The 21,122-nt window shown below is 48.5% G+C and carries 23 protein-coding genes and 6 tRNA genes; 15 read left to right on the top strand and 14 right to left on the bottom strand.

Annotated features, from left to right (window positions below; genetic code table 11):
- The 5 genes from BLP64_RS05820 to gltX form a co-directional block, all read right to left on the bottom strand.
- Positions 1–76: transfer RNA gene (locus tag BLP64_RS05820), tRNA-Glu, on the bottom strand.
- Between the two features lie 51 nt (positions 77–127).
- Positions 128–203: transfer RNA gene (locus BLP64_RS05815), tRNA-Ala, on the bottom strand.
- 178 nt (positions 204–381) lie between these two features.
- Positions 382–1,617 (bottom strand): sensor domain-containing diguanylate cyclase, encoded by a 1,236-nt coding sequence (locus BLP64_RS05810; protein WP_092592683.1) that lies wholly within the window; start codon positions 1,615–1,617, stop codon positions 382–384.
- A gap of 50 nt (positions 1,618–1,667) precedes the next feature.
- A complete protein-coding gene (gene can / locus BLP64_RS05805) occupies positions 1,668–2,303 on the bottom strand; it encodes a carbonate dehydratase (protein ID WP_092592681.1) in 636 nt (211 codons plus the stop codon).
- 58 nt (positions 2,304–2,361) lie between these two features.
- Positions 2,362–3,768 carry a glutamate--tRNA ligase gene (gltX, locus tag BLP64_RS05800; RefSeq protein ID WP_092592679.1) on the bottom strand — a complete coding sequence of 469 codons (1,407 nt, stop codon included), beginning with the start codon at positions 3,766–3,768 and terminating at the stop codon, positions 2,362–2,364.
- A gap of 208 nt (positions 3,769–3,976) precedes the next feature.
- Between gltX and BLP64_RS05795 the strand changes: the two genes are divergently transcribed.
- Both BLP64_RS05795 and BLP64_RS05790 read left to right on the top strand, forming a co-directional pair.
- A tRNA-Val gene (locus BLP64_RS05795) sits at positions 3,977–4,052 on the top strand.
- A 28-nt stretch (positions 4,053–4,080) separates the two neighbouring features.
- Positions 4,081–4,156, top strand: a tRNA-Val gene (locus tag BLP64_RS05790).
- A 61-nt stretch (positions 4,157–4,217) separates the two neighbouring features.
- Here BLP64_RS05790 and BLP64_RS05785 read toward each other — a convergent pair.
- From BLP64_RS05785 to BLP64_RS05775, 3 genes are read right to left on the bottom strand one after another with little or no spacing between them, the layout of a single operon-like run.
- A complete protein-coding gene (locus tag BLP64_RS05785) occupies positions 4,218–4,691 on the bottom strand; it encodes a DUF2919 family protein (RefSeq protein ID WP_092592677.1) in 474 nt (157 codons plus the stop codon).
- On the bottom strand, positions 4,691–6,706 hold the full coding sequence (gene uvrB / locus BLP64_RS05780) for an excinuclease ABC subunit UvrB (RefSeq protein ID WP_092592675.1): 2,016 nt from the start codon (positions 6,704–6,706) through the stop codon (positions 4,691–4,693). Before uvrB ends, BLP64_RS05785 begins: the two co-directional genes overlap by 1 nt.
- Positions 6,707–6,710: 4 nt before the next feature.
- Complete coding sequence (locus BLP64_RS05775; protein ID WP_092592673.1) at positions 6,711–8,075, bottom strand: MATE family efflux transporter; 1,365 nt, start codon at positions 8,073–8,075, stop codon at positions 6,711–6,713.
- Positions 8,076–8,228: 153 nt separating this feature from the next.
- Here BLP64_RS05775 and BLP64_RS05770 point away from each other — a divergent pair, with 153 nt between their 5' ends.
- From BLP64_RS05770 to BLP64_RS05760, 4 genes are all read left to right on the top strand, one after another.
- Positions 8,229–9,413, top strand: coding sequence for a pyridoxal phosphate-dependent aminotransferase (locus BLP64_RS05770; RefSeq protein WP_092592671.1), 1,185 nt, complete (start codon positions 8,229–8,231; stop codon positions 9,411–9,413).
- A gap of 101 nt (positions 9,414–9,514) precedes the next feature.
- A complete protein-coding gene (locus tag BLP64_RS10735) occupies positions 9,515–9,802 on the top strand; it encodes a hypothetical protein (RefSeq protein ID WP_143001073.1) in 288 nt (95 codons plus the stop codon).
- Between the two features lie 217 nt (positions 9,803–10,019).
- A tRNA-Asn gene (locus BLP64_RS05765) sits at positions 10,020–10,096 on the top strand.
- Between the two features lie 32 nt (positions 10,097–10,128).
- Positions 10,129–10,205: transfer RNA gene (locus tag BLP64_RS05760), tRNA-Asn, on the top strand.
- Between the two features lie 36 nt (positions 10,206–10,241).
- Here the strand turns inward: BLP64_RS05760 and BLP64_RS05755 are convergent.
- Together BLP64_RS05755 and BLP64_RS05750 are read right to left on the bottom strand one after the other, a co-directional pair.
- Positions 10,242–11,300, bottom strand: coding sequence for an MJ1255/VC2487 family glycosyltransferase (locus BLP64_RS05755; RefSeq protein WP_092592669.1), 1,059 nt, complete (start codon positions 11,298–11,300; stop codon positions 10,242–10,244).
- Between the two features lie 20 nt (positions 11,301–11,320).
- Positions 11,321–11,869 (bottom strand): phosphatase PAP2 family protein, encoded by a 549-nt coding sequence (locus BLP64_RS05750; RefSeq protein ID WP_092592667.1) that lies wholly within the window; start codon positions 11,867–11,869, stop codon positions 11,321–11,323.
- Positions 11,870–12,054: 185 nt separating this feature from the next.
- Here BLP64_RS05750 and rsxA point away from each other — a divergent pair, with 185 nt between their 5' ends.
- Genes rsxA through rnt form a run of 9 tightly spaced genes read left to right on the top strand, consistent with a single transcriptional unit; the run spans position 12,055 to position 18,907 of the window.
- Positions 12,055–12,639 carry an electron transport complex subunit RsxA gene (rsxA, locus tag BLP64_RS05745; RefSeq protein ID WP_092592665.1) on the top strand — a complete coding sequence of 195 codons (585 nt, stop codon included), beginning with the start codon at positions 12,055–12,057 and terminating at the stop codon, positions 12,637–12,639.
- The gene (gene rsxB, locus BLP64_RS05740; RefSeq protein WP_092592663.1) at positions 12,636–13,202 is read left to right on the top strand and encodes an electron transport complex subunit RsxB; all 567 of its coding nucleotides are present in this window, start codon (positions 12,636–12,638) and stop codon (positions 13,200–13,202) included. The genes rsxA and rsxB overlap by 4 nt, the downstream gene beginning before the upstream one ends.
- Positions 13,199–14,797 carry an electron transport complex subunit RsxC gene (rsxC, locus tag BLP64_RS05735; RefSeq protein WP_092592661.1) on the top strand — a complete coding sequence of 533 codons (1,599 nt, stop codon included), beginning with the start codon at positions 13,199–13,201 and terminating at the stop codon, positions 14,795–14,797. The genes rsxB and rsxC overlap by 4 nt, the downstream gene beginning before the upstream one ends.
- A complete protein-coding gene (gene rsxD / locus BLP64_RS05730) occupies positions 14,794–15,852 on the top strand; it encodes an electron transport complex subunit RsxD (RefSeq protein WP_092592659.1) in 1,059 nt (352 codons plus the stop codon). The genes rsxC and rsxD overlap by 4 nt, the downstream gene beginning before the upstream one ends.
- Positions 15,849–16,496, top strand: coding sequence for an electron transport complex subunit RsxG (rsxG, locus tag BLP64_RS05725; protein WP_092592657.1), 648 nt, complete (start codon positions 15,849–15,851; stop codon positions 16,494–16,496). The genes rsxD and rsxG overlap by 4 nt, the downstream gene beginning before the upstream one ends.
- Positions 16,493–17,194 (top strand): electron transport complex subunit E, encoded by a 702-nt coding sequence (locus BLP64_RS05720; RefSeq protein ID WP_092592655.1) that lies wholly within the window; start codon positions 16,493–16,495, stop codon positions 17,192–17,194. The genes rsxG and BLP64_RS05720 overlap by 4 nt, the downstream gene beginning before the upstream one ends.
- Before the next feature lie 5 nt (positions 17,195–17,199).
- A complete protein-coding gene (gene nth, locus BLP64_RS05715) occupies positions 17,200–17,838 on the top strand; it encodes an endonuclease III (RefSeq protein WP_092592653.1) in 639 nt (212 codons plus the stop codon).
- 8 nt (positions 17,839–17,846) lie between these two features.
- Complete coding sequence (gene gloA, locus BLP64_RS05710; protein ID WP_092592651.1) at positions 17,847–18,251, top strand: lactoylglutathione lyase; 405 nt, start codon at positions 17,847–17,849, stop codon at positions 18,249–18,251.
- A complete protein-coding gene (rnt, locus tag BLP64_RS05705; protein WP_092592649.1) occupies positions 18,248–18,907 on the top strand; it encodes a ribonuclease T in 660 nt (219 codons plus the stop codon). Before gloA ends, rnt begins: the two co-directional genes overlap by 4 nt.
- Positions 18,908–18,913: 6 nt before the next feature.
- Here rnt and BLP64_RS05700 read toward each other — a convergent pair whose 3' ends face one another.
- The 4 genes from BLP64_RS05700 to BLP64_RS05685 form a co-directional block, all read right to left on the bottom strand.
- Positions 18,914–19,351, bottom strand: coding sequence for a nucleoside deaminase (locus tag BLP64_RS05700; protein ID WP_092592647.1), 438 nt, complete (start codon positions 19,349–19,351; stop codon positions 18,914–18,916).
- A 16-nt stretch (positions 19,352–19,367) separates the two neighbouring features.
- Positions 19,368–19,922, bottom strand: a complete 555-nt coding sequence (locus BLP64_RS05695; protein ID WP_092592645.1) for a DUF924 family protein — start codon at positions 19,920–19,922, stop codon at positions 19,368–19,370.
- Between the two features lie 126 nt (positions 19,923–20,048).
- On the bottom strand, positions 20,049–20,654 hold the full coding sequence (locus BLP64_RS05690; protein WP_092592643.1) for a peroxiredoxin: 606 nt from the start codon (positions 20,652–20,654) through the stop codon (positions 20,049–20,051).
- Between the two features lie 28 nt (positions 20,655–20,682).
- Positions 20,683–21,021, bottom strand: a complete 339-nt coding sequence (locus BLP64_RS05685) for a Grx4 family monothiol glutaredoxin (RefSeq protein ID WP_092592641.1) — start codon at positions 21,019–21,021, stop codon at positions 20,683–20,685.
- Between the last annotated feature and the right edge of the window lie 101 nt (positions 21,022–21,122).

Raw genomic sequence — 21,122 nt, 5'->3', positions numbered from 1 at the left:
TGGCGTCCCCTAGGGGATTCGAACCCCTGTTACCGCCGTGAAAGGGCGGTGTCCTAGGCCTCTAGACGAAGGGGACGCACCAGTATCAATTTGTATCAGCGACTAAGCTTTAGGAAACAGGCAAACTTGGTGGAGCTAAGCGGGATCGAACCGCTGACCTCTTGCATGCCATGCAAGCGCTCTCCCAGCTGAGCTATAGCCCCACATGTTTGAGATATTGCCTTGCTTCCATCAGTACCCTGACAGCGGGGCGAATTCTAGGGTAAAGTACTCACTATCGTCAACCTTTTTTTTAGAAAAGTGCTTTGTTTGCTGATTTTTAAGCCAAATTGCACAAAACCCATGCAAACTTGCTCCCGCTCGACGCACTTCAGCAAAATTCTAAAGCCGTCCCAGTTGAACCTGATTGCGCCCGTTATTTTTTGCGCGGTAGAGTGCTTCGTCCGCACATTGCAGTATTTCGGTTAAAGAAACGGCTGCTTCAGGTGGAACATAAGTTGCACCAACACTGATCGTGACTCGAATGGGGGCATTTTCGGTGGGGACCTCAACATGCTCCACCGCCGCTCGCACTCGCTCAGCAACCGCCAGTACTTGCTCTTCGGTCACATCATTCAGCAACAACAAGAACTCTTCCCCGCCATAACGCCCTAATCGGTCACTGGGCTTCACTTCATCAGCAATGGTGGCCGCCACTTTACGCAACACCAAATCACCTTGGATATGCCCATAGGTGTCATTCACTTGCTTAAAGTAATCAATATCCAACATCACAATGCCAAACGGAACCCGCATAGCACGATTTAATTTTTGCTGGGCAAATTCGATGATGGCACCGTGGTTAAACACCCCCGTCAAAGCATCTCGCGAGGCCTGCTCACGCAACTGCTGGTTGGCAGCAAGCAACCGCTGATTTAACCCAACAATCTTTTCGTACAGCTTACTTTTCTCAATTAAGTGAGCCACTTGTGCCGCGATATACAGAAATACCTCTTGATGAAGTCCATCATAGGTATGCTTCTTGGTACTTGAGAAAAACAAAAAGCCCACTGCTCGACCATCGGCAAGTAACGGACAGGTTAAACTGGAGCGAATACCTTCTGCCACAATACGACGAGTTGATTCCGACTCAGGGTGACGCTCCAAATAACGCTCTAAATCATTGATGATACGTGGCTTCCCTGTATCAATAATCGCTTGTAAGCTCGAGCCTTCCAGCGGTGCAGAATACCCTTTACTTATTTTAGGCTCGGTTGCATAGGTAAACTTTGCCCAATACGCCGTGACATTTTCACCATCATCGTCAATGAGTGCACAGCCAATGCGTTCGTACGGAATAATGTCCTTAAAAAAGGTATAGATCCGCACCAAAATATCATCGAGCAAGATCCCTTTATTCAACTCAGTACTGATTTCAAGGAGCCGAATCAATTCGTTATAGCGCTCATTCAGCCATTGACCGAGTTCATCGAGTTCCTCGCCTAGCCGTTGAATGGCTTTAGGCTGTTGAGCGCTCGTCAGCGCTGTCAATTGAGCCCGCAGCTCCTCTGAGAAACTATGCAGTCGAAGCTCCATCACTGGCTCATCAAGCGCTCCAGTCTCAGTTTTATTATTCATGCTTGATTCTCTTTACCCTTGCGGTTTGTCTAGTACTGAACACTTCGGGTTCAATCCTCAACAAAATGATAGATGCGCTCAAGGGACTCACGATCACGGACGGTAACATCCATATCTCGGACAAGTCCGTCTTCAATGCTATAAACCCAACCGTGAATCGCCAATTCTTGTCCACGATCCCACGCCTGTTGGATAATGGTCGTTTTTGCTAAGTTACGTACTTGTTCGATCACGTTCAATTCACACAGGCGATCAATCCGTTCTTTTTCCGATTCAATCGCTTCCAGTTCGTCATGGTTTTCGCGATAGATATCTTTAATTGGAAACAGCCAATGATCGACTAAACCATGTGAACAGCTTTCTGTTGCCGCCCGCACCCCACCACATCCATAGTGCCCCACCACTAAGATGTGTTTCACTTTGAGCGTTTCGACGGCGTACTGAACCACCGACAAGCAATTAAAGTCTGTTTGAATGACCTGATTCGCAACATTTCGATGTACGAACAATTCTCCAGGGGCCATGCCAACGACTTGGTTAGCAGGCACTCGGCTGTCAGAGCAGCCAATCCATAAGTATTCTGGGCTTTGTTGAGCCACCAGTTTGTCAAAAAACTCCGGATCTTGTTTGAGCATTCGGGCCGCCCAAGCGGAGTTATTTTCGATGAGTTGGCGGATTTTTGGCATCACGCAGTCTCTTATTTTCTATGTTGGTAAGCAGGCGCGTTGCCGCGCCTTGACTATTTTACGCTTGCGTACGTTCCATAATATATGAAAGTGCACGGTCAATACGTCGTACCACTTGAGCTTGTGGAATCAATGCTAAGGTCACATCCAACGACGGAGAATTGCCCGACCCTGTCACGGCAACTCGCAATGGCATCCCCACTTTCCCCATGCCAACCTCGAGTTCATCGGCTGTTTGCTGAATGGCCGCCTGAATTGTAGCCGGCGTCCACTCCGTTAGCGCTGCTAAATTCTTTTGTGCGGCTGCCAAAGGTTCTTGGGCAACCGGACGTAAATGCTTTTTCGCAGCTGCTTCATCAAAGTCCTGATACTCTTCATAAAAATAACGACTTTGTTGAGCCATTTCTTTCAGGGTTTTGACCCGATCCGCCATCAATGGAATCAATTGCTCGAGTGCAGGCCCTTGGCTGCTATCAATCCCCTGATCGGTAAAGTGCCACTGTAAATGGGTCGCTACCTGAGCAGCGGGTAAGCTCTTCATATAGTGTTGGTTCAGCCAATTTAACTTGTCTGTGTTAAATGCAGAAGCGGCTTTGTTGACGTTATCCAGTTTAAATAACTGAATCATTTCATCCACACTGAAAATTTCTTGATCCCCATGTGACCACCCCAACCGCACCAAGTAGTTTAATACGGCTTCAGGCAGGTAGCCGTCATCGCGATACTGCACCACGCTGACTGCACCGTGGCGTTTGGACAACTTTTTGCCGTCATCGCCCAGAATCATCGAAACATGCGCGTATTCTGGGACTGGCGCCCCTAGAGCGGTTAATATATTAATTTGCCGCGGAGTATTATTGATATGGTCTTCGCCGCGCACCACATGGGTGATATTCATTTCCCAGTCGTCAATCACCACACAAAAGTTATAGGTCGGCGTGCCATCACTGCGGGCAATAATCAGATCATCCAATTCGCTGTTAGCGAACTCAATCGGTCCACGGATATGGTCATGGAATGCCACACTGCCCGTTTGTGGGTTCCGAAAGCGCACCACATAACGATCGCCGCTGGCCTGAGGATTGTCACGACAATGGCCGTCATAGCGAGGCTTTTCACCTCGTGCCATTTGCTCTTCACGCATGGCTTCTAAACGCTCGGGTGAGCAATAACATTTGTAGGCTTTGTCTTCATTCAACAATTGCTGAATATAATGTTCATAGCGATCGAATCGCTTGGTTTGGTAGTAAGGACCTTCATCCCAGGTCAAGCCTAACCATTCCATGCCTTCTAGAATGGCATCAATGGCAGGCTGCGTGGAACGCTCTCGATCGGTATCTTCAATCCGCAAAACAAATTTACCGCCAGCTGCCTTGGCAACCAGCCATGAATATAACGCTGTCCGCGCACCACCAACGTGAAGGTAACCAGTTGGACTTGGGGCAAATCGGGTGACCACTGTCATAATTCTTGCTTTCTCCGCATGTTTCAGGTTATGTTGCTGAATCGCATTTGCTCTATTCTATCAAGAAGCTAGTCAAGGCGCATTAGAAAGGAATGGCCAAATTGACGGCGAACTGCGGAAAAAAACAGCAGTCAGCACGCGGGGATGCGATTTGTTGTTGACAGGGCCGCGAAGCTCCCTATAATACGCCCCGCAACGCAGAGAAAATGGATGGTTAGCTCAGCTGGGAGAGCACCGCCCTTACAAGGCGGGGGTCACTGGTTCGAACCCAGTACCATCCACCACCTCTTAGTTTTCTTGCGTACTCCCGATGGATGGTTAGCTCAGCTGGGAGAGCACCGCCCTTACAAGGCGGGGGTCACTGGTTCGAACCCAGTACCATCCACCACTCTTTGTGATATTCCTTACTCATTCAATTCCATACGCAAATAAACACCCAATAAGGGTGCTTAATCGGCTGTGATCACCAGCTGTCGATAACGGGTTAAATGGCGGGAAAACAATAACATCCAAGCCACACTTAGCCAGCCAAATAATAATCCCCCTTTCAAGACCGAAAAAGTTGGCCAAATTTGGCTAATTAAAGTCAATATCAACCAGCCATCGGCCAACCAACTCAACCATAGTAAAAATGGCAACCAGCGCATGCCTTGTTTCACCCAAGCTGGCACCGTTTGTTTCACTTGGCTGATCAGAATCATCGCGAATAACGCCGGCAAGCCAACCAATAAGGCAATGCCAAATTGCTCTGTTGTGGTATAAAAAAATTGCAGCAAGCGACCGCGATCAGAAGCAAAGGTCAAGGAGACAATCCAAGCCGCGTAACCACGCATTAAAAATAATAAAATAAATACCAAACTCGCGGGGGTTTTCAGCGACCCGTCTGGGGTTACATAAGCTTCATCACCGGGTTGTAATTGCATTATCCAAGCCGCTTTAATTGTTCACGTAACGCCGCGAGTTCATCACGCAAACTCGCAGCTTTCTCAAACTCCAAGTCTTGTGCCGCCTGATACATGGCTTTTTCAGTATCTGTGATTGCTGCCATTAATTGGCGAGGATCCAATAGCGGAGTTTTGTAGCTTGAAGTATCCTCAGCAACCCGTTGTTCACGTCGAGGCGCGCGCACCGCACCACCAAGATCCATCACATCCGTAATCCGCTTGGTTAACCCTTTCGGAGTGATGCCATGCTGCTCATTATAAGCCACCTGCTTCGCCCGCCGGCGATCGGTCTCATCAATGGCACGCTGCATCGAGCCAGTGATCCGATCCGCATATAAAATTGCGGTTCCGTTTAAGTTACGCGCCGCGCGACCAATGGTTTGAATCAACGAGCGTTCTGAGCGGAGGAAGCCTTCTTTATCTGCATCAAGAATTGCCACCAAAGACACTTCCGGCATATCCAAGCCTTCCCGCAACAAGTTAATGCCAACCAGCACGTCGAACTCCCCCAAGCGCAAGTCACGAATGATTTCCATGCGCTCAACGGTATCAATGTCCGAATGCAAATAGCGCACGCGAATGCCATGTTCATCCAAATAATCCGCTAAGTCTTCAGCCATCTTTTTCGTCAGGGTGGTTGCCAGCACTCGCTCATTTCTCGCGGTACGAAGGCGAACCTCAGACATCAGGTCATCCACCTGTGTCGCCACTGGCCGAATTTCAATCTCAGGGTCAATCAAGCCTGTTGGCCGCACCACCTGCTCCACCACCTCGCCGGCTGATTTTTCCAGCTCGTAATTCCCAGGCGTGGCAGACACATAAATGGTTTGCGGCGAAATTGCTTCAAACTCATCAAATTTCAGTGGTCGGTTATCGAGTGCCGAGGGCAACCTGAAGCCATACTGAACCAAGTTTTCTTTCCGACTGCGGTCGCCTTTATACATGGCCCCGACTTGCGATACGGTGACATGGGATTCGTCAATAATTAACAACGCATCATCAGGAAGATAATCCAATAAGGTGGGAGGTGGTTCTCCGGGTGCACGCCCCGACAAGTACCGTGAATAGTTTTCAATGCCAGAGCAATAGCCCAGCTCCAGCATCATTTCGATATCAAACTGCGTGCGTTGCGTCAGCCGCTGTTCTTCCACCAACTTATTCTCTGCTAACAAATGCTGCCGCCGCTCTTGGAGTTCTTCTTTAATTTGGTCAATCGCCCGCAAAATCGTTTCACGAGGAGTCACATAGTGAGTTTTCGGGTAAACCGTTGCCCGCGCTACATCAGGATCAGTCACCTGACCCGTCAAAGGTTCAAAAAAGCTAATCCGATCAATTTCTTCGTCAAACAATTCCACTCGAATTGCTAATTGTTCCGATTCAGCTGGGAAAATATCAATCACATCCCCGCGCACCCGATAGGTCCCGCGCTCAAAGGCTGCATCATTGCGGCGATATTGAAGTTGCGCTAACCGTCGTAAAATTTCCCGTTGGTCAACAATGTCGCCACGCCGTAAATGCAGCATCATCTGCATATAGGACTCAGGATCACCCAAACCATAAATGCACGATACAGACGCTACTAGCACCACGTCACGCCGTTCCATTAAAGCTTTGGTAGCCGATAAACGCATTTGCTCTATGTGGTCGTTGATGGATGCATCTTTTTCAATGAAGGTGTCCGTACTGGCAACATATGCTTCCGGCTGATAGTAATCATAGTAGGAAACGAAATACTCAACCGCGTTATTTGGAAAAAACTCTTTCATTTCACCATATAACTGTGCGGCGAGCGTTTTATTATGAGCCAAGATCAAGGTGGGGCGTTGGACTTGCTGAATCACGTTGGCCATGGTGAACGTTTTCCCAGACCCAGTCACTCCGAGTAAGGTCTGATACGCTAACCCAGCGTCAAGATTCTCCACGATTTTTTCAATGGCAGCAGGCTGATCTCCCGCGGGTTGATACTCAGATTGCAGTTCAAAAGCTCGGCTCATTGTACTAACTACCCTGTTGTTCTTGATCTATCGCTAAACGCAGTCCACGTTGGAACCACCACCAAGCAAATAATCCGGTGAAGAAATTCGCTACCACCCCGCCAATAAATAGCCCAGGGACATCATAGAGCATGGCCCCAAGCCAGCTTAGCGGAACAAACATCACAAACAGGCGAATCACACTTAACACCAACGCATTCAGCGGTCGATGCAACGCATTGAAACTCGAATTTGCCAAAATAATGATGCCCTGCATGCCGTACCCAAGCGGCATAATATAAATGAATAAGCGCACTAGTCGTGCAACTTCGGGATCATCGGTAAAAATTTGCGCAATACCGGGTGCAGTCACCACCAACAACGCATAAATCACCAATTGAATCCATACCACGGAGCGAATCGCAACCCGAAACGCTTCTTGCACCCGAGCAAATTGACTGGCACCAAAGTTTTGACTGATCAGCGGCGGCAGTGACATCGATAACGCGAGGATAATGACGCTCGCGAGTGATTCCAATCGTGTCCCAACCCCAAACGCAGCGACGGCTGGAGCCCCGTAAACCGCAATGATGGCAGTCACACTGGCCATGGCCAGAGGAGTGAGCATATTCGCTCCAGCAGCAGGAATGCCGATGGCAAGAATTTGTCGGCTTGAATGAACCCAGCTTGCTTGGTGAGGCAGTTGCAGTGAAATCAATTCTTTGCGAAATAAATACCAAATCACCCCCAGCGTTCCGATCACCCAAGATAAGAGACTCGCATAAGCTGCCCCTTTTACTCCCATCGCTGGAATCGGACCAACCCCAAAAATGAGAATGGGATCGAATACCGCGTTAAGTAAGCCACCGGCCGCCATGATCAAGGAAGGGATTTTGGTGTTGCCAGCTGCGCGTAATACTGCATTGCCCACCATCGGGGTGACTAAAAAGACGGCACCGAGAAACCAGACACTCATGTAATCATGAATATGCGGCATCAGTTCCGGTTGCGCTCCTAGTCCCCCAAAAATCTCATCCATAAAGGCATACCCAATCAGCGCCAGCACGGCCACCAACAACGCTGAAATGACCAGCGCCACCACGCCATCAAACTGAGCATGGGAGTCACGCCCTAAGCCACGTTTACGAGCGAGCACCGCAGAAGTGCCAATACTCAGACCAATGGTTAAGCTGATCACGGTAAACGTCACCGGAAAGGTAAAACTGATCGCTGCCAAGGGCTCCGTCCCCAGCATACTCACGAAAAACGTATCTACAACGTTAAAACTAATCAGCGTCAACGCCCCGATAATGACGGGCCAGGTCATTTGCCACAAGGTTTGAGAGATGGGATTTTGTAGCAATGATTTTGCTGTTACAGCATGACTCATAAGACGTTCGTACCGGTGCGTAAAAATAAGTCTAGTGTACCGAATTTTGCGGCTCGCTGCCATGGCTAGGAGGTTCGGTTAATAGACAAAATTCAATGAAAACGCTATAGTAGCGACACTCTTTTTAGCCCATCTAACCGTTAGGATTGCACCGTGAATTACCCATTATCTGATCGTGTGAATGCAATACAACCATCGCCTACATTAGCCGTGTCGCAAAAAGCTGCAGAACTCAAAGCTGCCGGCCATGATGTGATTGGATTAGGTGTTGGTGAACCTGATTTCGATACGCCCGAGTTTATTAAAACAGCAGCCAAAGCCGCCATTGATGCCGGCCATACCAAATACACTGCGGTGGATGGCATTCCACAACTCAAACAAGCAGTCATTAACAAGTTCAAGCGTGATAACGGCTTAACCTATGAACCCAGCGAAATCCTCATTTCAGCTGGGGGCAAACACAGTATTTTCAACTTATTGAGTGCTTGGTTAAATCCAGGGGATGAAGTATTAATCCCAGCACCCTATTGGGTCTCCTACCCTGACATGTCATTGTTGGTAGGTGCGGTGCCAAAAGTCATCCATGCAGGCATTGAACAACGTTATAAAATCACTGCAGAGCAACTTGCTGCGGCAATCACGCCAAACACCCGTCTATTATTTATTAATAGTCCATCTAACCCGACCGGGACGGCCTACAGCAAAGCTGAATTAGAAAGCTTAGCGGCGGTATTGCGTGAGCACCCGCAGGTGTTGATTGCGACCGATGACATGTATGAGCATATTCTATGGAGTGATGAGCCATTCTATAACATCGCCATGGTCGCTCCCGATTTACGAGATCGTATTGTCATCCTTTCGGGTGTTTCCAAAGCTTACGCCATGACTGGTTGGCGCATTGGCTATGCTGCGGGCCCAAAACCGCTGATTGCTGCAATGAAAAAAATGCAATCACAAAGCACGTCAAACCCGACCAGTATTAGCCAATGGGCGGCGCTGGCTGCATTAGAAGGTGATCAAAGCATCATTCAAACCATGGTGGCCGAATTTAAACAGCGCCATGACTATCTGGTTGATGCGCTGAACCAGATTCCTGGGATGAAGTGCATTGCCGGCGACGGCACCTTTTATACCTTCGCGAATATCGATGCATTGATGGCCGCAAAAGGAGCCAGCAGTGATGTTGAACTGTGTGAGATGATTTTAAACGAAGCGAAAGTTGCTTTGGTGCCAGGGACAGCCTTTGGGGCACCGGGCCATTGCCGCTTCTCATTTGCCTGCAGTTTAGCCACCCTGCAAGAGGCGGTGCGTCGAATTAAAGCATTTGCCGAAGCTTAAGCCAGAAAGTTGTTTGATAAGCCGCAGTTCACTGCGGCTTTTTTATTGCCACATGACAAACTCATGACAACGTAAGTAAAACAAGTGTTTGAAAAAATCGCTTGTCACAAAAATTTAATAGTCCTGAAACCCATACTTTATCAGGGCTTACCCAACGTTTGTTTTATCGACAAACAAGACAAGAAATGCACAATTTGAGGCTGAAATACAATCGCATTCGTAAGTCTCGCCAGCCGGATTCAAACCTCATTTCAGTTAATTTACAAGTCACTGTTTTAATTGATATTTTCTTAATCGAGATACTTTTTAAGCAATCGCTAAAAAAGCCGCTACAGCGCATCAAACATGATAACTCACAGATTTCCCCACAAGGTTATCCACAGATTTAGTGGATAAGATGCGCTAGCCTTTGTACGATATGAGTTTGCGTCTGATGTGGATAACCGCTGACAAACTCAAGCTATATCATTTGTTATACCGAGACTATGCAACGATCATTCTTTCAAGTATTTTTCGTTCTTTGGACACAAAACAAGCAATCGAACTGTTTTAGTATTGACACCGGCCGCAAGCCCCTTTAACATTCGCATCCGTTGTTTGATGCATTCCCCAGTAGCTCAGTCGGTTAGAGCGGTGGACTGTTAATCCATGTGTCGTAGGTTCGAATCCTACCTGGGGAGCCAATGCAGCAAACACCTCTTAAAATCTTCTCGATTCCCCAGTAGCTCAGTCGGTTAGAGCGGTGGACTGTTAATCCATGTGTCGTAGGTTCGAATCCTACCTGGGGAGCCACTTCAAAGCTTGTTCAGACACTTATCCCTTTCTGCTTTAATAACAGCGTAAATAATCTCGGTAATTGTCTTCTTCCATGCGTTGCCAAAGTTGACTGCTTAGTTGACGCACCGGCATTGTTGCCCCGTTTTTCAACCAGTTCGCAACTGCGGTTGCAACATCAGGCCATGGTTGTGGTACTCCACTGGCCATCGCTAACCATCGACTCACTGTTTTAGCATCAAGGGTGTCCATTTGCTGAGCAAAACCGTAGTGCGCGAGGCAACGAGCATTCGCCAGTTGTTCAAATTGCCCTGCCAGCGGCTTCACCAAGAGTTTTTTACCCAAAGCCAAGGCTTCGCTTGCGGTTTCAAAACCAGCGTTGCTAATCACCCCTACGGCGCTTGCGAGGGACTGAGCAAACCCAATCCGAGTTGGTGATGAATATCGAATATGACCAATTTGCTGACATTCTGCTTGTGGGTGGTACACGTCAAACCGGAGTTGGGGAAAGTGCAACAATAAACGATGAATCTCCGTCAAAGATTCAAACGGCAGGTAAACCAAGTAACGGTCTGGTTCAATCGTTTCGGCCACCGCTCGCTGATGAATAATGGGGGGAAGTAAGTGAGAGCCATCATCAAACCAATGCATGCCAACCACTTCGTCAGCGGGCGCAAACCAGCGAATCAACTGTCGTTGCATGGCGGTGATTGGCAAACTTGGGGTCGGCTGATAAAACGCATATTGACGCCCTAACCCGATGACCCGTTTCCGTTGGAAGCGCCCTGCCCAGGCCGTAATCGGTTCATAGTCACTCACTACCAAGTCGTAGGAACTCAAGTCGAGCTTACGGACATCTTGCCAAAATTGCTGCCAATCGTTGCGACGCAGGGTTTCGAACCCTTGCACTTTGCCTCGTTCAACCGCAAACGTAAGCCCTTGTCGCCATTGCCATTGGCCAAACACGTCCATATCAAAAAATTGTTCTTTGGTGCGTCCAGACACCAAATAATCAACGCTTATATCCGGCTGCTTTGCTAATGCTTCAGCTAATGCAGCGCAACGACTCAAGTGACCATTCCCGGTGCCTTGCACACCCACTAAAATACGCATGCCCTTTCCTTTTTTGCTAGTTAACCAACAGCATCCATTACCATCATGACGTATGCGCTGATGCCATAACCAAGCAAGGCGCCAGCCACCACGTCGCCTGGGTAATGGACCCCTAGTAACACTCGTGAGAGTCCGATAGCCCCTGCCCAGCCATACAGCACCCAGAACCACCCAGGAAAAAAGGTGCTCATAATGCCGGCAAATAAAAATGCTGCTGTGGTATGGCCTGACGGGAAACTAAATTGGTCGTGTGCAAGGATCACCGCTTTAAAGTCGGGATGCTTATGGTAGGGGCGTTGCCGTTTTAAACTTCGCTTAAGCACCATAAACAGCGGAATTTCAATCATAAACCCAATGACTAAGGCAGTAATGATAGGGGTGCTTTTAACCCCTTGTAACAACCCTACCAGCAACGCGATAATGGCGTAGCAGTACCCATCGCCCGAACGTGAAATCCAGCGAATGAGTTGATGCCGACAACAGGCTTCAAAACGTTCATTAAGCCAGTGGAAGCTTCGTTGATCGAATCGGTTAAAACGTTCTAACCAGCGCATCATCAAGGTTGTCATAAATCATTCCTCATGATTCCTCCTCGCATTCATTGATTGAAATTTAAGCATGGGGCGTCACAGTCGCGTGACAGTTTTGTGAAGTTTACATGACAATCGCTAATAACCCGATAGTTCATCGGTTGTTTCGCAGCGTTAAACATTCGATAATAGAGGCAATCGTAATGTATGGGATGATTTAGCGTATGGGCGACTATTTGCTCCTGTTGGTGGCAACAGTACTCGTCAACAACTTTGTACTGGTAAAATTTCTTGGGCTGTGCCCCTTTATGGGCGTTTCAAATAAGCTTGAAACGGCCATTGGGATGTCCGCAGCGACAACCTTTGTATTGACCTTAGCTTCAGTCTGTAGCTATTTGGTCAACCAATACTTATTAGTACCATTTGGGCTCACCGCATTGCAAACCTTAACCTTTATTTTAGTCATTGCGGTGGTCGTGCAATTTACTGAAATGGTGGTGCATAAAACCAGCCCAACTCTTTACCGACTACTCGGCATTTACTTGCCGCTGATTACCACCAACTGCGCGGTGCTTGGCGTGGCGTTGCTGAACGTCAACGAACAGCATAATTTTATTCAATCCATTATTTATGGCTTTGGTGCTGCCGTGGGATTCTCATTAGTATTGGTTTTATTCTCAGCCTTACGCGAACGGCTAGCCGCAGCCGATGTTCCCATTCCATTTAAAGGGGCAGCGGTTGCAATGATCACTGCGGGCTTGATGTCATTGGCATTTATGGGCTTTAGTGGCTTGGTGGCAGTCCCATGAGTTTTTTAACGGCATTAATTATTTTAGGGGTTCTTGCCTTAATTTTTGGTTTAATCCTGGGGTTTGCGGCAGTTCGTTTCCATGTTGAAGGCGATCCTATTGTCGAGCAAATTGATGCTTTACTCCCCCAAACCCAATGTGGTCAATGTGGGTATCCTGGGTGTCGTCCCTATGCTGAAGCCATCGCAAATGGCGAAGAAATTAATAAATGTCCTCCAGGTGGTGAAACCACCATCAAAAACCTGTCTGAGTTGCTGGGTGTTGAAGCCAAACCCCTGGACGCTGCCCATGGTACTGAAACCGTTAAAAAGGTTGCGGTGATTCGTGAAGACGAATGCATTGGGTGCACCAAATGTATTCAGGCCTGTCCCGTGGATGCAATTTTGGGGGCTGCCAAACATATGCACACCGTCATCGCTCATGAGTGTACAGGCTGTGATTTATGCGTTGAACCCTGCCCAGTCGACTGTATTGATATGGTTCCGGTGCCGGTGCGCCCCGATAACTGGCAATGGGATCTCCAACAGATTCCAGTTCGTGTAGTGGAGTCAGGAAACGAATGACAATCGCAATAAAAGAGATCGATTCGGGTCAACTTTGGAATTTTCCAGGGGGCATTCACCCACCCGAACGCAAGCAGCTGTCTAATCAAGGGTCCATTACCCCATTGCCATTGGCGCAGACGTTTACAATTCCAATTAAACAGCATTCTGGTGCAGCGGGCGACATTATCGTTGCCGTCGGTGATCGCGTGCTCGGTGGTCAGCCGCTAACTCATGCTGGATTGAATAATGGCCTGCCCGTTCATGCACCAACTTCGGGCACTATCACAGCCATTGCTGCAGGGCGAATTGCGCACCCGTCAGGGCTTGCTGATACGGTTATTACGCTCACTGCTGACGGTGAAGATACTCTGGTCACCATGCCTCCCCTACTCGATTATCGTGAGCACGGGCGCTCAGAACTGCTCGAGCGGATTAAACAAGCAGGCATTGCAGGATTGGGCGGCGCCGGTTTCCCGACCGCACAAAAGCTCGCCTTGCAACGACCGATTGAATACATAATTATCAACGGTGTGGAATGTGAACCCTACATCACCGCTGATGATTGCTTAATGCGAGAACACGCACAAACCATCATTGATGGAATTGAAATCCTATTGCATCTGGCAGGCTGTGACAAAGCGCTGCTAGCAATTGAAGCGAATAAGCCCGAAGCCATTGCGCAGTTCGAACAGTTATTGCCACAGCATCCGCAAATTGCGTTACGCGTGGTGCCGGTCAAATACCCCTCAGGGGGTGAAAAGCAATTGATTCAGCTCCTGACTGGACAGCAAGTACCTAGCCGCGGCCTCCCGCTAGATTTGGGGTTGGTGGTACAAAACGTTGGCACAGCTTATGCTGTCGCTCGGGCTGTTCTAGCCGGTGAACCGCTGATCCAACGCGTTGTAACAGTCACCGGAGAACAAGTGAGTCAACCGGGGAATTACTGGGTCCGACTCGGTACTTCGGTTGCTGATTTACTCGCTCATTGTGGTTTTCAACCCACGCCCACGCAGCGAGTCATTATGGGCGGGCCCATGATGGGCTTCACCCTTCCTGATTTAGCCGTTCCGGTGGTTAAAATCACTAACTGCATTCTGGTGCCAAGCCATGCTGAACTACCGCCGGCGGGACCAGAAATGAATTGTATCCGCTGTGGTGCTTGTGCCGATGTTTGCCCTGCACAGCTATTACCGCAACAATTGCAATGGCTAGCGAAAGCCAAAGATTACGATGGTTTAGAACAACACCACTTGTTTGACTGTATCGAGTGCGGTGCTTGTGCGTATGTCTGCCCGAGTGAAATTCCGCTGGTTCATTACTACCGCAAAGCAAAAGCAGAAGTTCGGCAGTTGGCACGCGAAAAAGTAAAATCTGAAATTGCTCGCGAACGCTTTGAAGCACGTCAAGAACGCCTTGAAAGAGAAAAACAAGAACGGTTAGAGCGTCATCGTCTGGCCGCCGAAGCCCGTAAACGAGCACAAGCTGAGGCGGTAGCAAAAGGTGCAGATGATCCACAAGACGCCATCCAAGCGGCCATTGCCCGCGCCAAAGCCCGCAAAGCAGCACAAGCTGCCGCAGCAGCGAAACAATCTGATGATGAGAGTAACGTATGACGTTTAAGTTAGCCGCTTCCCCTCACACCCATAGTCGGCGTACCACTCAGCAAGTCATGCGCTGGGTGTATTTAGCGCTGTTGCCCGGTGTGCTCCTACAAACCTACTTTTTTGGTGTTGGCGTCTATGTCCAGATTCTTTTAGCATTGGCCACTGCGTGGCTCGCAGAGGCTGCCGTTATGCGGTTACGCAACCGTCCGATCGCGCACGCTTGGCAAGACCATACAGCCATCGTTACGGCCGTCCTGTTAGCGATTGCAATCCCTGCCTTGGCACCTTGGTGGGTGATTGTGATTGGTACTTTATTTGCTATCGTGGTGGTGAAACACGTTTATGGCGGTGTGGGGCAAAACTTGTTCAACCCCGCCATGGCTGGCTATGTGCTTCTATTAATTTCATTCCCGGTGCAGTTAACCAGTTGGCCGCTGCCGAGTGAGTTGGCGCAGTTACCGCTCACATTTGGCGACACACTCCACATCATTTTTACTGGCTTTACCCAAGCAGGACATAATTTAGAACAACTGCGAATGGGTGTTGATGGCATCACCATGGCCACACCACTGGATAGCTTGCGCCAAGACTTGGGGCAAGCCATGACGCTCACCGAGAGCCTGACAAAACCTATCTTTGGTAGTTTAGGAGGGATCGGTTGGGCCTGGGTAAATCTTGGTTTCTTAGTTGGTGGACTTATCTTAATTAAACAGCGCATTATCAGTTGGCATATTCCCGGTGGCATGTTGCTAGGCTTATTAATCCCGGCTGCGATCTATTGGTTGTTTCATCCTGATCAAGCAATTCCACCGCTTATGCACGCTCTTAGTGGCGCCACCATGCTGGGTGCATTCTTCATCGCTACCGACCCAGTCACTGCTGCCACATCAAACAAAGGACGTTTGATTTTTGGGCTGTTAATTGGCGTGCTGGTCTTTGTGATCCGTACCTGGGGCGGTTATCCCGATGCTGTTGCCTTCGCCGTACTTTTAGCGAATATGACCGTACCGGTGCTAGATAAATACACCCAACCCACTGTTTATGGTCACGGAGGGCGTTCATGATTATCAAGAGTATGCAGCGTAATGGGCTTATCTTGACCGCCTTTGCACTCATTGCAACCTTACTGGTCGTGGCGATTTCAGTTCTGACAGAGGCGCCTATTGCTCGGCAAAAAGAACAAGAGCTGTTGCGCGTTCTTAACCAAATCATCCTGCCTGAATGGCACGATAATGACTTGTATCACAGCTGCACATTAGTGAGCGACCCAGCGCTGGGCCCTGGCGAACGGCGCGTGTACCGTGCCGAACTGGCTGGTCAACCAACCGCTACCGCCATCGAAGTAACGGCGCCGGATGGTTATAGCGGAGCGATTCATTTATTAGTCGCAATTCATGCCGATGGCTCCATCGCTGGCGTGCGCACGCTCGCACACAATGAAACCCCGGGGCTGGGAGATAAAATTGAACTGCGAGTCAGTGATTGGATCACTCATTTTACCGGTCAGAAAGTCAATGGTGCCGATGACCCGCGCTGGAACGTCAAACGCTATGGCGGCATGTTTGATCAATTTACGGGGGCGACCATCACCCCGCAAGCCGTAGTGACAGCGGTTCAACGTGCTGCACTCGTTGCTGCAGCACAACAAGAACAATGGTATGCAGCTCCAGCAAATTGCTTTCCCCAACAAGCAGAGGTATCCCCATGAGTCAATCACCCTCCGTTTATAAAGAGCTTGCTTGGCAAGGGCTTTGGAAAAACAATGCAGGCTTGGTGCAACTTTTAGGGTTATGCCCCCTGTTGGCAGTCACCGCAAGCATTACCAATGGGCTCGGCCTTGGCTTGGCCACTCTATTGGTCCTTGTCGGATCTAATATTACCGTCAGTTTAATTCGAGAATATGTTCCTAACGAAATCCGTATTCCCGTTTTTGTGATGGTCATTGCAACCTTCGTCACGGTCATTCAGTTGGTTATGAATGCCTATCTTTACACGCTTTACCAAGCACTTGGGATTTTTATCCCACTCATTGTCACCAACTGCTTAATCATTGGACGTGCTGAAGCTTACGCATCCAAAAACCCTTGGCATCACAGTGCTTTTGATGGCCTGATGATGGGGTTGGGCTTTACTCTGGTGTTGGTTATACTGGGCGGGATCCGCGAAATTTTAGGGAACGGCACCTTATTTGATGGTGCTGATTTATTACTCGGCGAGTGGGCAGAAGCACTTCGTATTCAATTATTCAGTGTGGACTATCCGTTATTGCTTGCGATATTGCCACCGGGTGCGTTTATTGTCATGGGGTTTATTATTGCTGGCAAAAACTGGCTCGATAGTTACCGTGCGGCCCGTGCTGAACAACCTCAAAAGCAAGTGACCCGAGCTCGTGTCACGGCGCAGTAGCAATCATGAATCAACAAAAACGTATTGAAATTTTAGAACGATTACGAGCGAATAACCCTAATCCAACCACAGAACTGGAGTACAGCTCGACCTTTGAGTTGCTGATTGCGGTATTGTTATCGGCGCAAGCAACCGATGTTGGGGTGAATAAAGCAACCCGTAAACTGTTTCCCGTAGCTCGCACACCTCAAGCAATGCTAGACCTAGGGGTTGATGGGGTTAAAGAGCACATCAAAACCATCGGGTTATTTAATTCAAAAGCAGAAAATGTCATTAAAACCTGCCGAATTTTAGTTGAACAACATCAGGGAGAAGTCCCCGAAAGTCGTGAAGCCTTGGAAGCTCTGCCGGGAGTCGGTCGTAAAACTGCCAATGTGGTGCTGAATACTGCTTTTGGTTGGCCGACGATTGCGGTAGATACGCATATATTCCGAGTTGCCAATCGAACTAAGTTCGCCCCCGGCAAAACCGTGCGAGCGGTAGAAGACCGACTCGACAAAGTGATTCCCGCAGAATTTAAAGTTGATGCCCATCATTGGTTTATTTTACATGGGCGATACACCTGCATTGCGAGAAAACCTCGTTGTGGCAGCTGTATTATTGAAGATTTATGCGAGTATAAAGAGAAAACGTCTGACGATTAGGAGTTCCCATGCGTTTATTACACACCATGCTACGCGTTGGCGATATGCAACGTTCCATCGAGTTTTACACCGAACTGTTGGGGATGAAATTACTCCGCACAGCCGATAATGAAGAATATAAGTATTCATTAGCCTTTCTTGGCTATGGGGATGAGGCCGATCATACAGTGCTTGAACTGACCTACAACTGGGGTGTCACAGAATACGAACATGGCACTGCGTTTGGCCACATCGCAATTGGGGTGGACGATATTTACGGTACTTGTGAACGGCTTAGTGCAGCGGGAGCGGATGTTTATCGTGCTCCGGGTCCAGTAAAAGGCGGTTCTACTCTAATCGCTTTTGTTCGTGATCCCAATGGTTACGCCATTGAACTGATCGAACGCAATGACGAAAATCCTGGAGACTTATGAGTAAGCCAACCCCGAGCGAACTGATGCAGGGCCGATTTCGTGGTTATATGCCGGTTGTGATTGATGTCGAAACAGCCGGCTTTAATGCAAAAACGGATGCGCTGTTGGAAATTGCTGCGGTGACCTTAACCTTTGACGAGGCCGGTCAACTCATTCCTGCACAAACGCTGCACTATCACATTGAACCATTCGCAGGGGCAAATATTGAGCAAGCCGCTATTGATTTCAATGGCATTGATCCGCATTCCCCCTTGCGTGGTGCCATTGATGAAGCGACGGCCTTAAAAGAGTTATTTAAGCCTATCCGTAAAGCACAAAAAGACGCGGGCTGCCAACGCTGCATTCTAGTCGGTCACAATGCCACCTTCGATCATAACTTTCTCATGGCGGCGGCAGAGCGAGCACAACTCAAGCGGAATCCATTTCATCCGTTCGTCACCTTCGATACCGCAGCCTTAGCCGCAGTATTCCTTGGGCAAACGGTGTTATTAAAAGCCTGCCAAGCAGCCGGAATCCCTTTTGATCACAAACAAGCACACTCCGCTGTCTACGATACCGAGCGTACCGCTGAATTATTTTGTTTTATGGTCAATCGATACCAACAATTAGGGGGCTGGCCATTAGCCGATACCTCAACCGAACAGGAGCAAGAATAGCGCTCCTTACTCGCCAATATCCTCATTCCATAATTCAGGATGTTGCTGAATAAAGGTTTCCATCAGGCGGATACAGGTTTCATCTTGTAACACAACCACGTCCACACCAGCCTTCCGCAAGCGTTCTTCTGCTCCCATAAAGGTTTGGTTTTCACCGACCACTACGCGGGGAATGCCATAGAGCTCTATCGCCCCAGAACACATGCAACAAGGGGATAACGTCGTATAAATGGTGCACTCGCGATAAACATGAGCCGGTTGGCGTCCCGCATTCTGTAAGGCGTCCATCTCCCCATGCAAAATGGGACTCCCCTGCTGCATCCGACGATTATGCCCCCGACCGATAATTTTTCCTTGATGCACTAATACCGAACCGATGGGCACCCCACCCTCTTGCAACCCTAATTCGGCTTCCGCAATCGCTGCTTGCATGAATTCGTCCATCATCCACTCCTAATCGTTAAAAGGAAGAGCCTGGCTGTTTCAAAAATTCCACTTCATCACGGGTCGACACGCGGCCTAAGATTGCATTGCGATGAGGATACCGGCCAAATCGGTCAATAATAACTTTATGCCGTAATTCAAAATCGTAATTCGTTTCTAACCCAGGCTGACTAAATAATTGCACCGCAACTTCGTGAATGAGAGCAGATTCACTATGCATATATGGCATGTATAAAAATGCTTTTTCGGTCACATTTAATTGCTGATCCAAACCTAAAGCCACCGCCTCTTGCGCCAAGACCAACGCCATTGCGTCTTGCGTAAATGCTTTGGGGGAATCACGGTATATATTGCGCGAGAACTGGTCCAGCACAATGATTTCAGCCAACCGCCCCTCCGCGCTCGTTCGCCAAAACCATAGCTCTGCCTGGCTGGCTGCGATAAGGGTTGCGGCAAAGCGCTCTCGGATCAGCTCATCCAACGCATCACTTTTCGTAAACCACTGTTCTGGGGTTAATTCTTCAAACCAAAACTGCAACACATCGGCATAGGAATGAGTCGACACTGTCATCCTCCTTGAGGCTTTATCCTAATAAAGGTGATTGATTTATCACCATCGATGCTAGCAGTGAAGCAAATAGAGATGCAAATAAAAAGAAAAAAGGCCGCAATTGCGGCCTTTTCAAATCACTCACGCTTACAGTTTGCTCGCGTTCTTTGACAGGTATGCAGCAACACCTTGTGGGTCTGCTTTCATGCCTTCGTCACCTTCTTGCCAGCCTGCTGGGCACACGTCGCCATGCTTCTGGTGGAAGTTCAATGCGTCAACCAGACGAATCATTTCGTCAATGTTACGACCTAATGGTAAGTCGTTTACGATCTGGTGACGAACTACACCTTCTTCATCAATTAAGAAAGAGGCACGGAAAGCAACGCCATCAACTGGGTGCTCAACGTCATAAGCACGACAAATTGTGTGCTTCACGTCCGCTACTAATGGATATTTCACCTGGCCAATACCGCCATCTGCTTCAGCAGTATTACGCCACGCATTGTGGGTAAATTGTGAGTCAATGGAAACACCAATCACTTCCACGCCGCGCTTCTTGAACTCATCCAAACGATGGTTGAACGCGATTAACTCTGACGGACAAACAAAGGTGAAATCCAGCGGATAGAAAAATAGAACCGCTTTTTTACCTTGGATATGCTCATAAAAGTTAAAGCTATCAACGATTTCGCCAGTACCTAATACGGCTGCTGCTGTAAAGTTAGGGGCTTTACGACCAACTAATACACCCATTACTTCTTCTCCATCTAGTTGTTTTAAGTTATTCCGCTGCTGGTGCCGGATGGCGCTCAGCAACTTCTTGAATTAATTCTTGTAATTCACCTTTTTGGTACATTTCCAAAATGATATCACACCCGCCAATTAACTCACCTTCCACCCATAATTGTGGAAAAGTCGGCCAATCAGCGTATTTAGGAAGCTCTGCTCGGATATCCGGATTTTGCAAAATATCGACATAGGCAAATGCTTGACCACAGCTCATCAAGGCTTGTGATGCTTGAGCGGAAAATCCGCAGCTAGGTAATTTTGGTGACCCTTTCATGTACAACAAAATCGGATTTTCGGCGATCTGTTGCTTAATTTTTTCAACAGTTTCCATAACGTCCCCGCAGGTTACTTGGTTTGATCTATGATGAAGTATACCATGAGCCAACAAGACATTCAGTACGCAAAAGAGGCATAAAATGCGTATACTAGACG

The organism is Pseudidiomarina indica (assembly GCF_900104245.1).
Classification (GTDB): Bacteria; Pseudomonadota; Gammaproteobacteria; order Enterobacterales; family Alteromonadaceae; genus Pseudidiomarina; species Pseudidiomarina indica.
The sequence above is the reverse complement of the archived record's forward strand: the minus strand, read 5'-3'. Positions and strand labels throughout refer to the sequence as shown.

What these genes read in the sequence shown, in the direction of transcription:
- BLP64_RS05810 (WP_092592683.1), bottom strand. Translation starts at nt 1,617, where the DNA reads ATGAATAATAAAACTGAGACTGGAGCGCTTGATGAGCCAGTGATGGAG.
- can (WP_092592681.1), bottom strand. Translation starts at nt 2,303, where the DNA reads ATGCCAAAAATCCGCCAACTCATCGAAAATAACTCCGCTTGGGCGGCC.
- gltX (WP_092592679.1), bottom strand. Translation starts at nt 3,768, where the DNA reads ATGACAGTGGTCACCCGATTTGCCCCAAGTCCAACTGGTTACCTTCAC.
- BLP64_RS05785 (WP_092592677.1), bottom strand. Translation starts at nt 4,691, where the DNA reads ATGCAATTACAACCCGGTGATGAAGCTTATGTAACCCCAGACGGGTCG.
- uvrB (WP_092592675.1), bottom strand. Translation starts at nt 6,706, where the DNA reads ATGAGCCGAGCTTTTGAACTGCAATCTGAGTATCAACCCGCGGGAGAT.
- BLP64_RS05775 (WP_092592673.1), bottom strand. Translation starts at nt 8,075, where the DNA reads ATGAGTCATGCTGTAACAGCAAAATCATTGCTACAAAATCCCATCTCT.
- BLP64_RS05755 (WP_092592669.1), bottom strand. Translation starts at nt 11,300, where the DNA reads ATGCGTATTTTAGTGGGTGTGCAAGGCACCGGGAATGGTCACTTGAGT.
- BLP64_RS05750 (WP_092592667.1), bottom strand. Translation starts at nt 11,869, where the DNA reads ATGACAACCTTGATGATGCGCTGGTTAGAACGTTTTAACCGATTCGAT.
- rsxA (WP_092592665.1), top strand. Translation starts at nt 12,055, where the DNA reads ATGGGCGACTATTTGCTCCTGTTGGTGGCAACAGTACTCGTCAACAAC.
- rsxB (WP_092592663.1), top strand. Translation starts at nt 12,636, where the DNA reads ATGAGTTTTTTAACGGCATTAATTATTTTAGGGGTTCTTGCCTTAATT.
- rsxC (WP_092592661.1), top strand. Translation starts at nt 13,199, where the DNA reads ATGACAATCGCAATAAAAGAGATCGATTCGGGTCAACTTTGGAATTTT.
- rsxD (WP_092592659.1), top strand. Translation starts at nt 14,794, where the DNA reads ATGACGTTTAAGTTAGCCGCTTCCCCTCACACCCATAGTCGGCGTACC.
- rsxG (WP_092592657.1), top strand. Translation starts at nt 15,849, where the DNA reads ATGATTATCAAGAGTATGCAGCGTAATGGGCTTATCTTGACCGCCTTT.
- BLP64_RS05720 (WP_092592655.1), top strand. Translation starts at nt 16,493, where the DNA reads ATGAGTCAATCACCCTCCGTTTATAAAGAGCTTGCTTGGCAAGGGCTT.
- nth (WP_092592653.1), top strand. Translation starts at nt 17,200, where the DNA reads ATGAATCAACAAAAACGTATTGAAATTTTAGAACGATTACGAGCGAAT.
- gloA (WP_092592651.1), top strand. Translation starts at nt 17,847, where the DNA reads ATGCGTTTATTACACACCATGCTACGCGTTGGCGATATGCAACGTTCC.
- rnt (WP_092592649.1), top strand. Translation starts at nt 18,248, where the DNA reads ATGAGTAAGCCAACCCCGAGCGAACTGATGCAGGGCCGATTTCGTGGT.
- BLP64_RS05700 (WP_092592647.1), bottom strand. Translation starts at nt 19,351, where the DNA reads ATGGACGAATTCATGCAAGCAGCGATTGCGGAAGCCGAATTAGGGTTG.
- BLP64_RS05695 (WP_092592645.1), bottom strand. Translation starts at nt 19,922, where the DNA reads ATGACAGTGTCGACTCATTCCTATGCCGATGTGTTGCAGTTTTGGTTT.
- BLP64_RS05690 (WP_092592643.1), bottom strand. Translation starts at nt 20,654, where the DNA reads ATGGGTGTATTAGTTGGTCGTAAAGCCCCTAACTTTACAGCAGCAGCC.
- BLP64_RS05685 (WP_092592641.1), bottom strand. Translation starts at nt 21,021, where the DNA reads ATGGAAACTGTTGAAAAAATTAAGCAACAGATCGCCGAAAATCCGATT.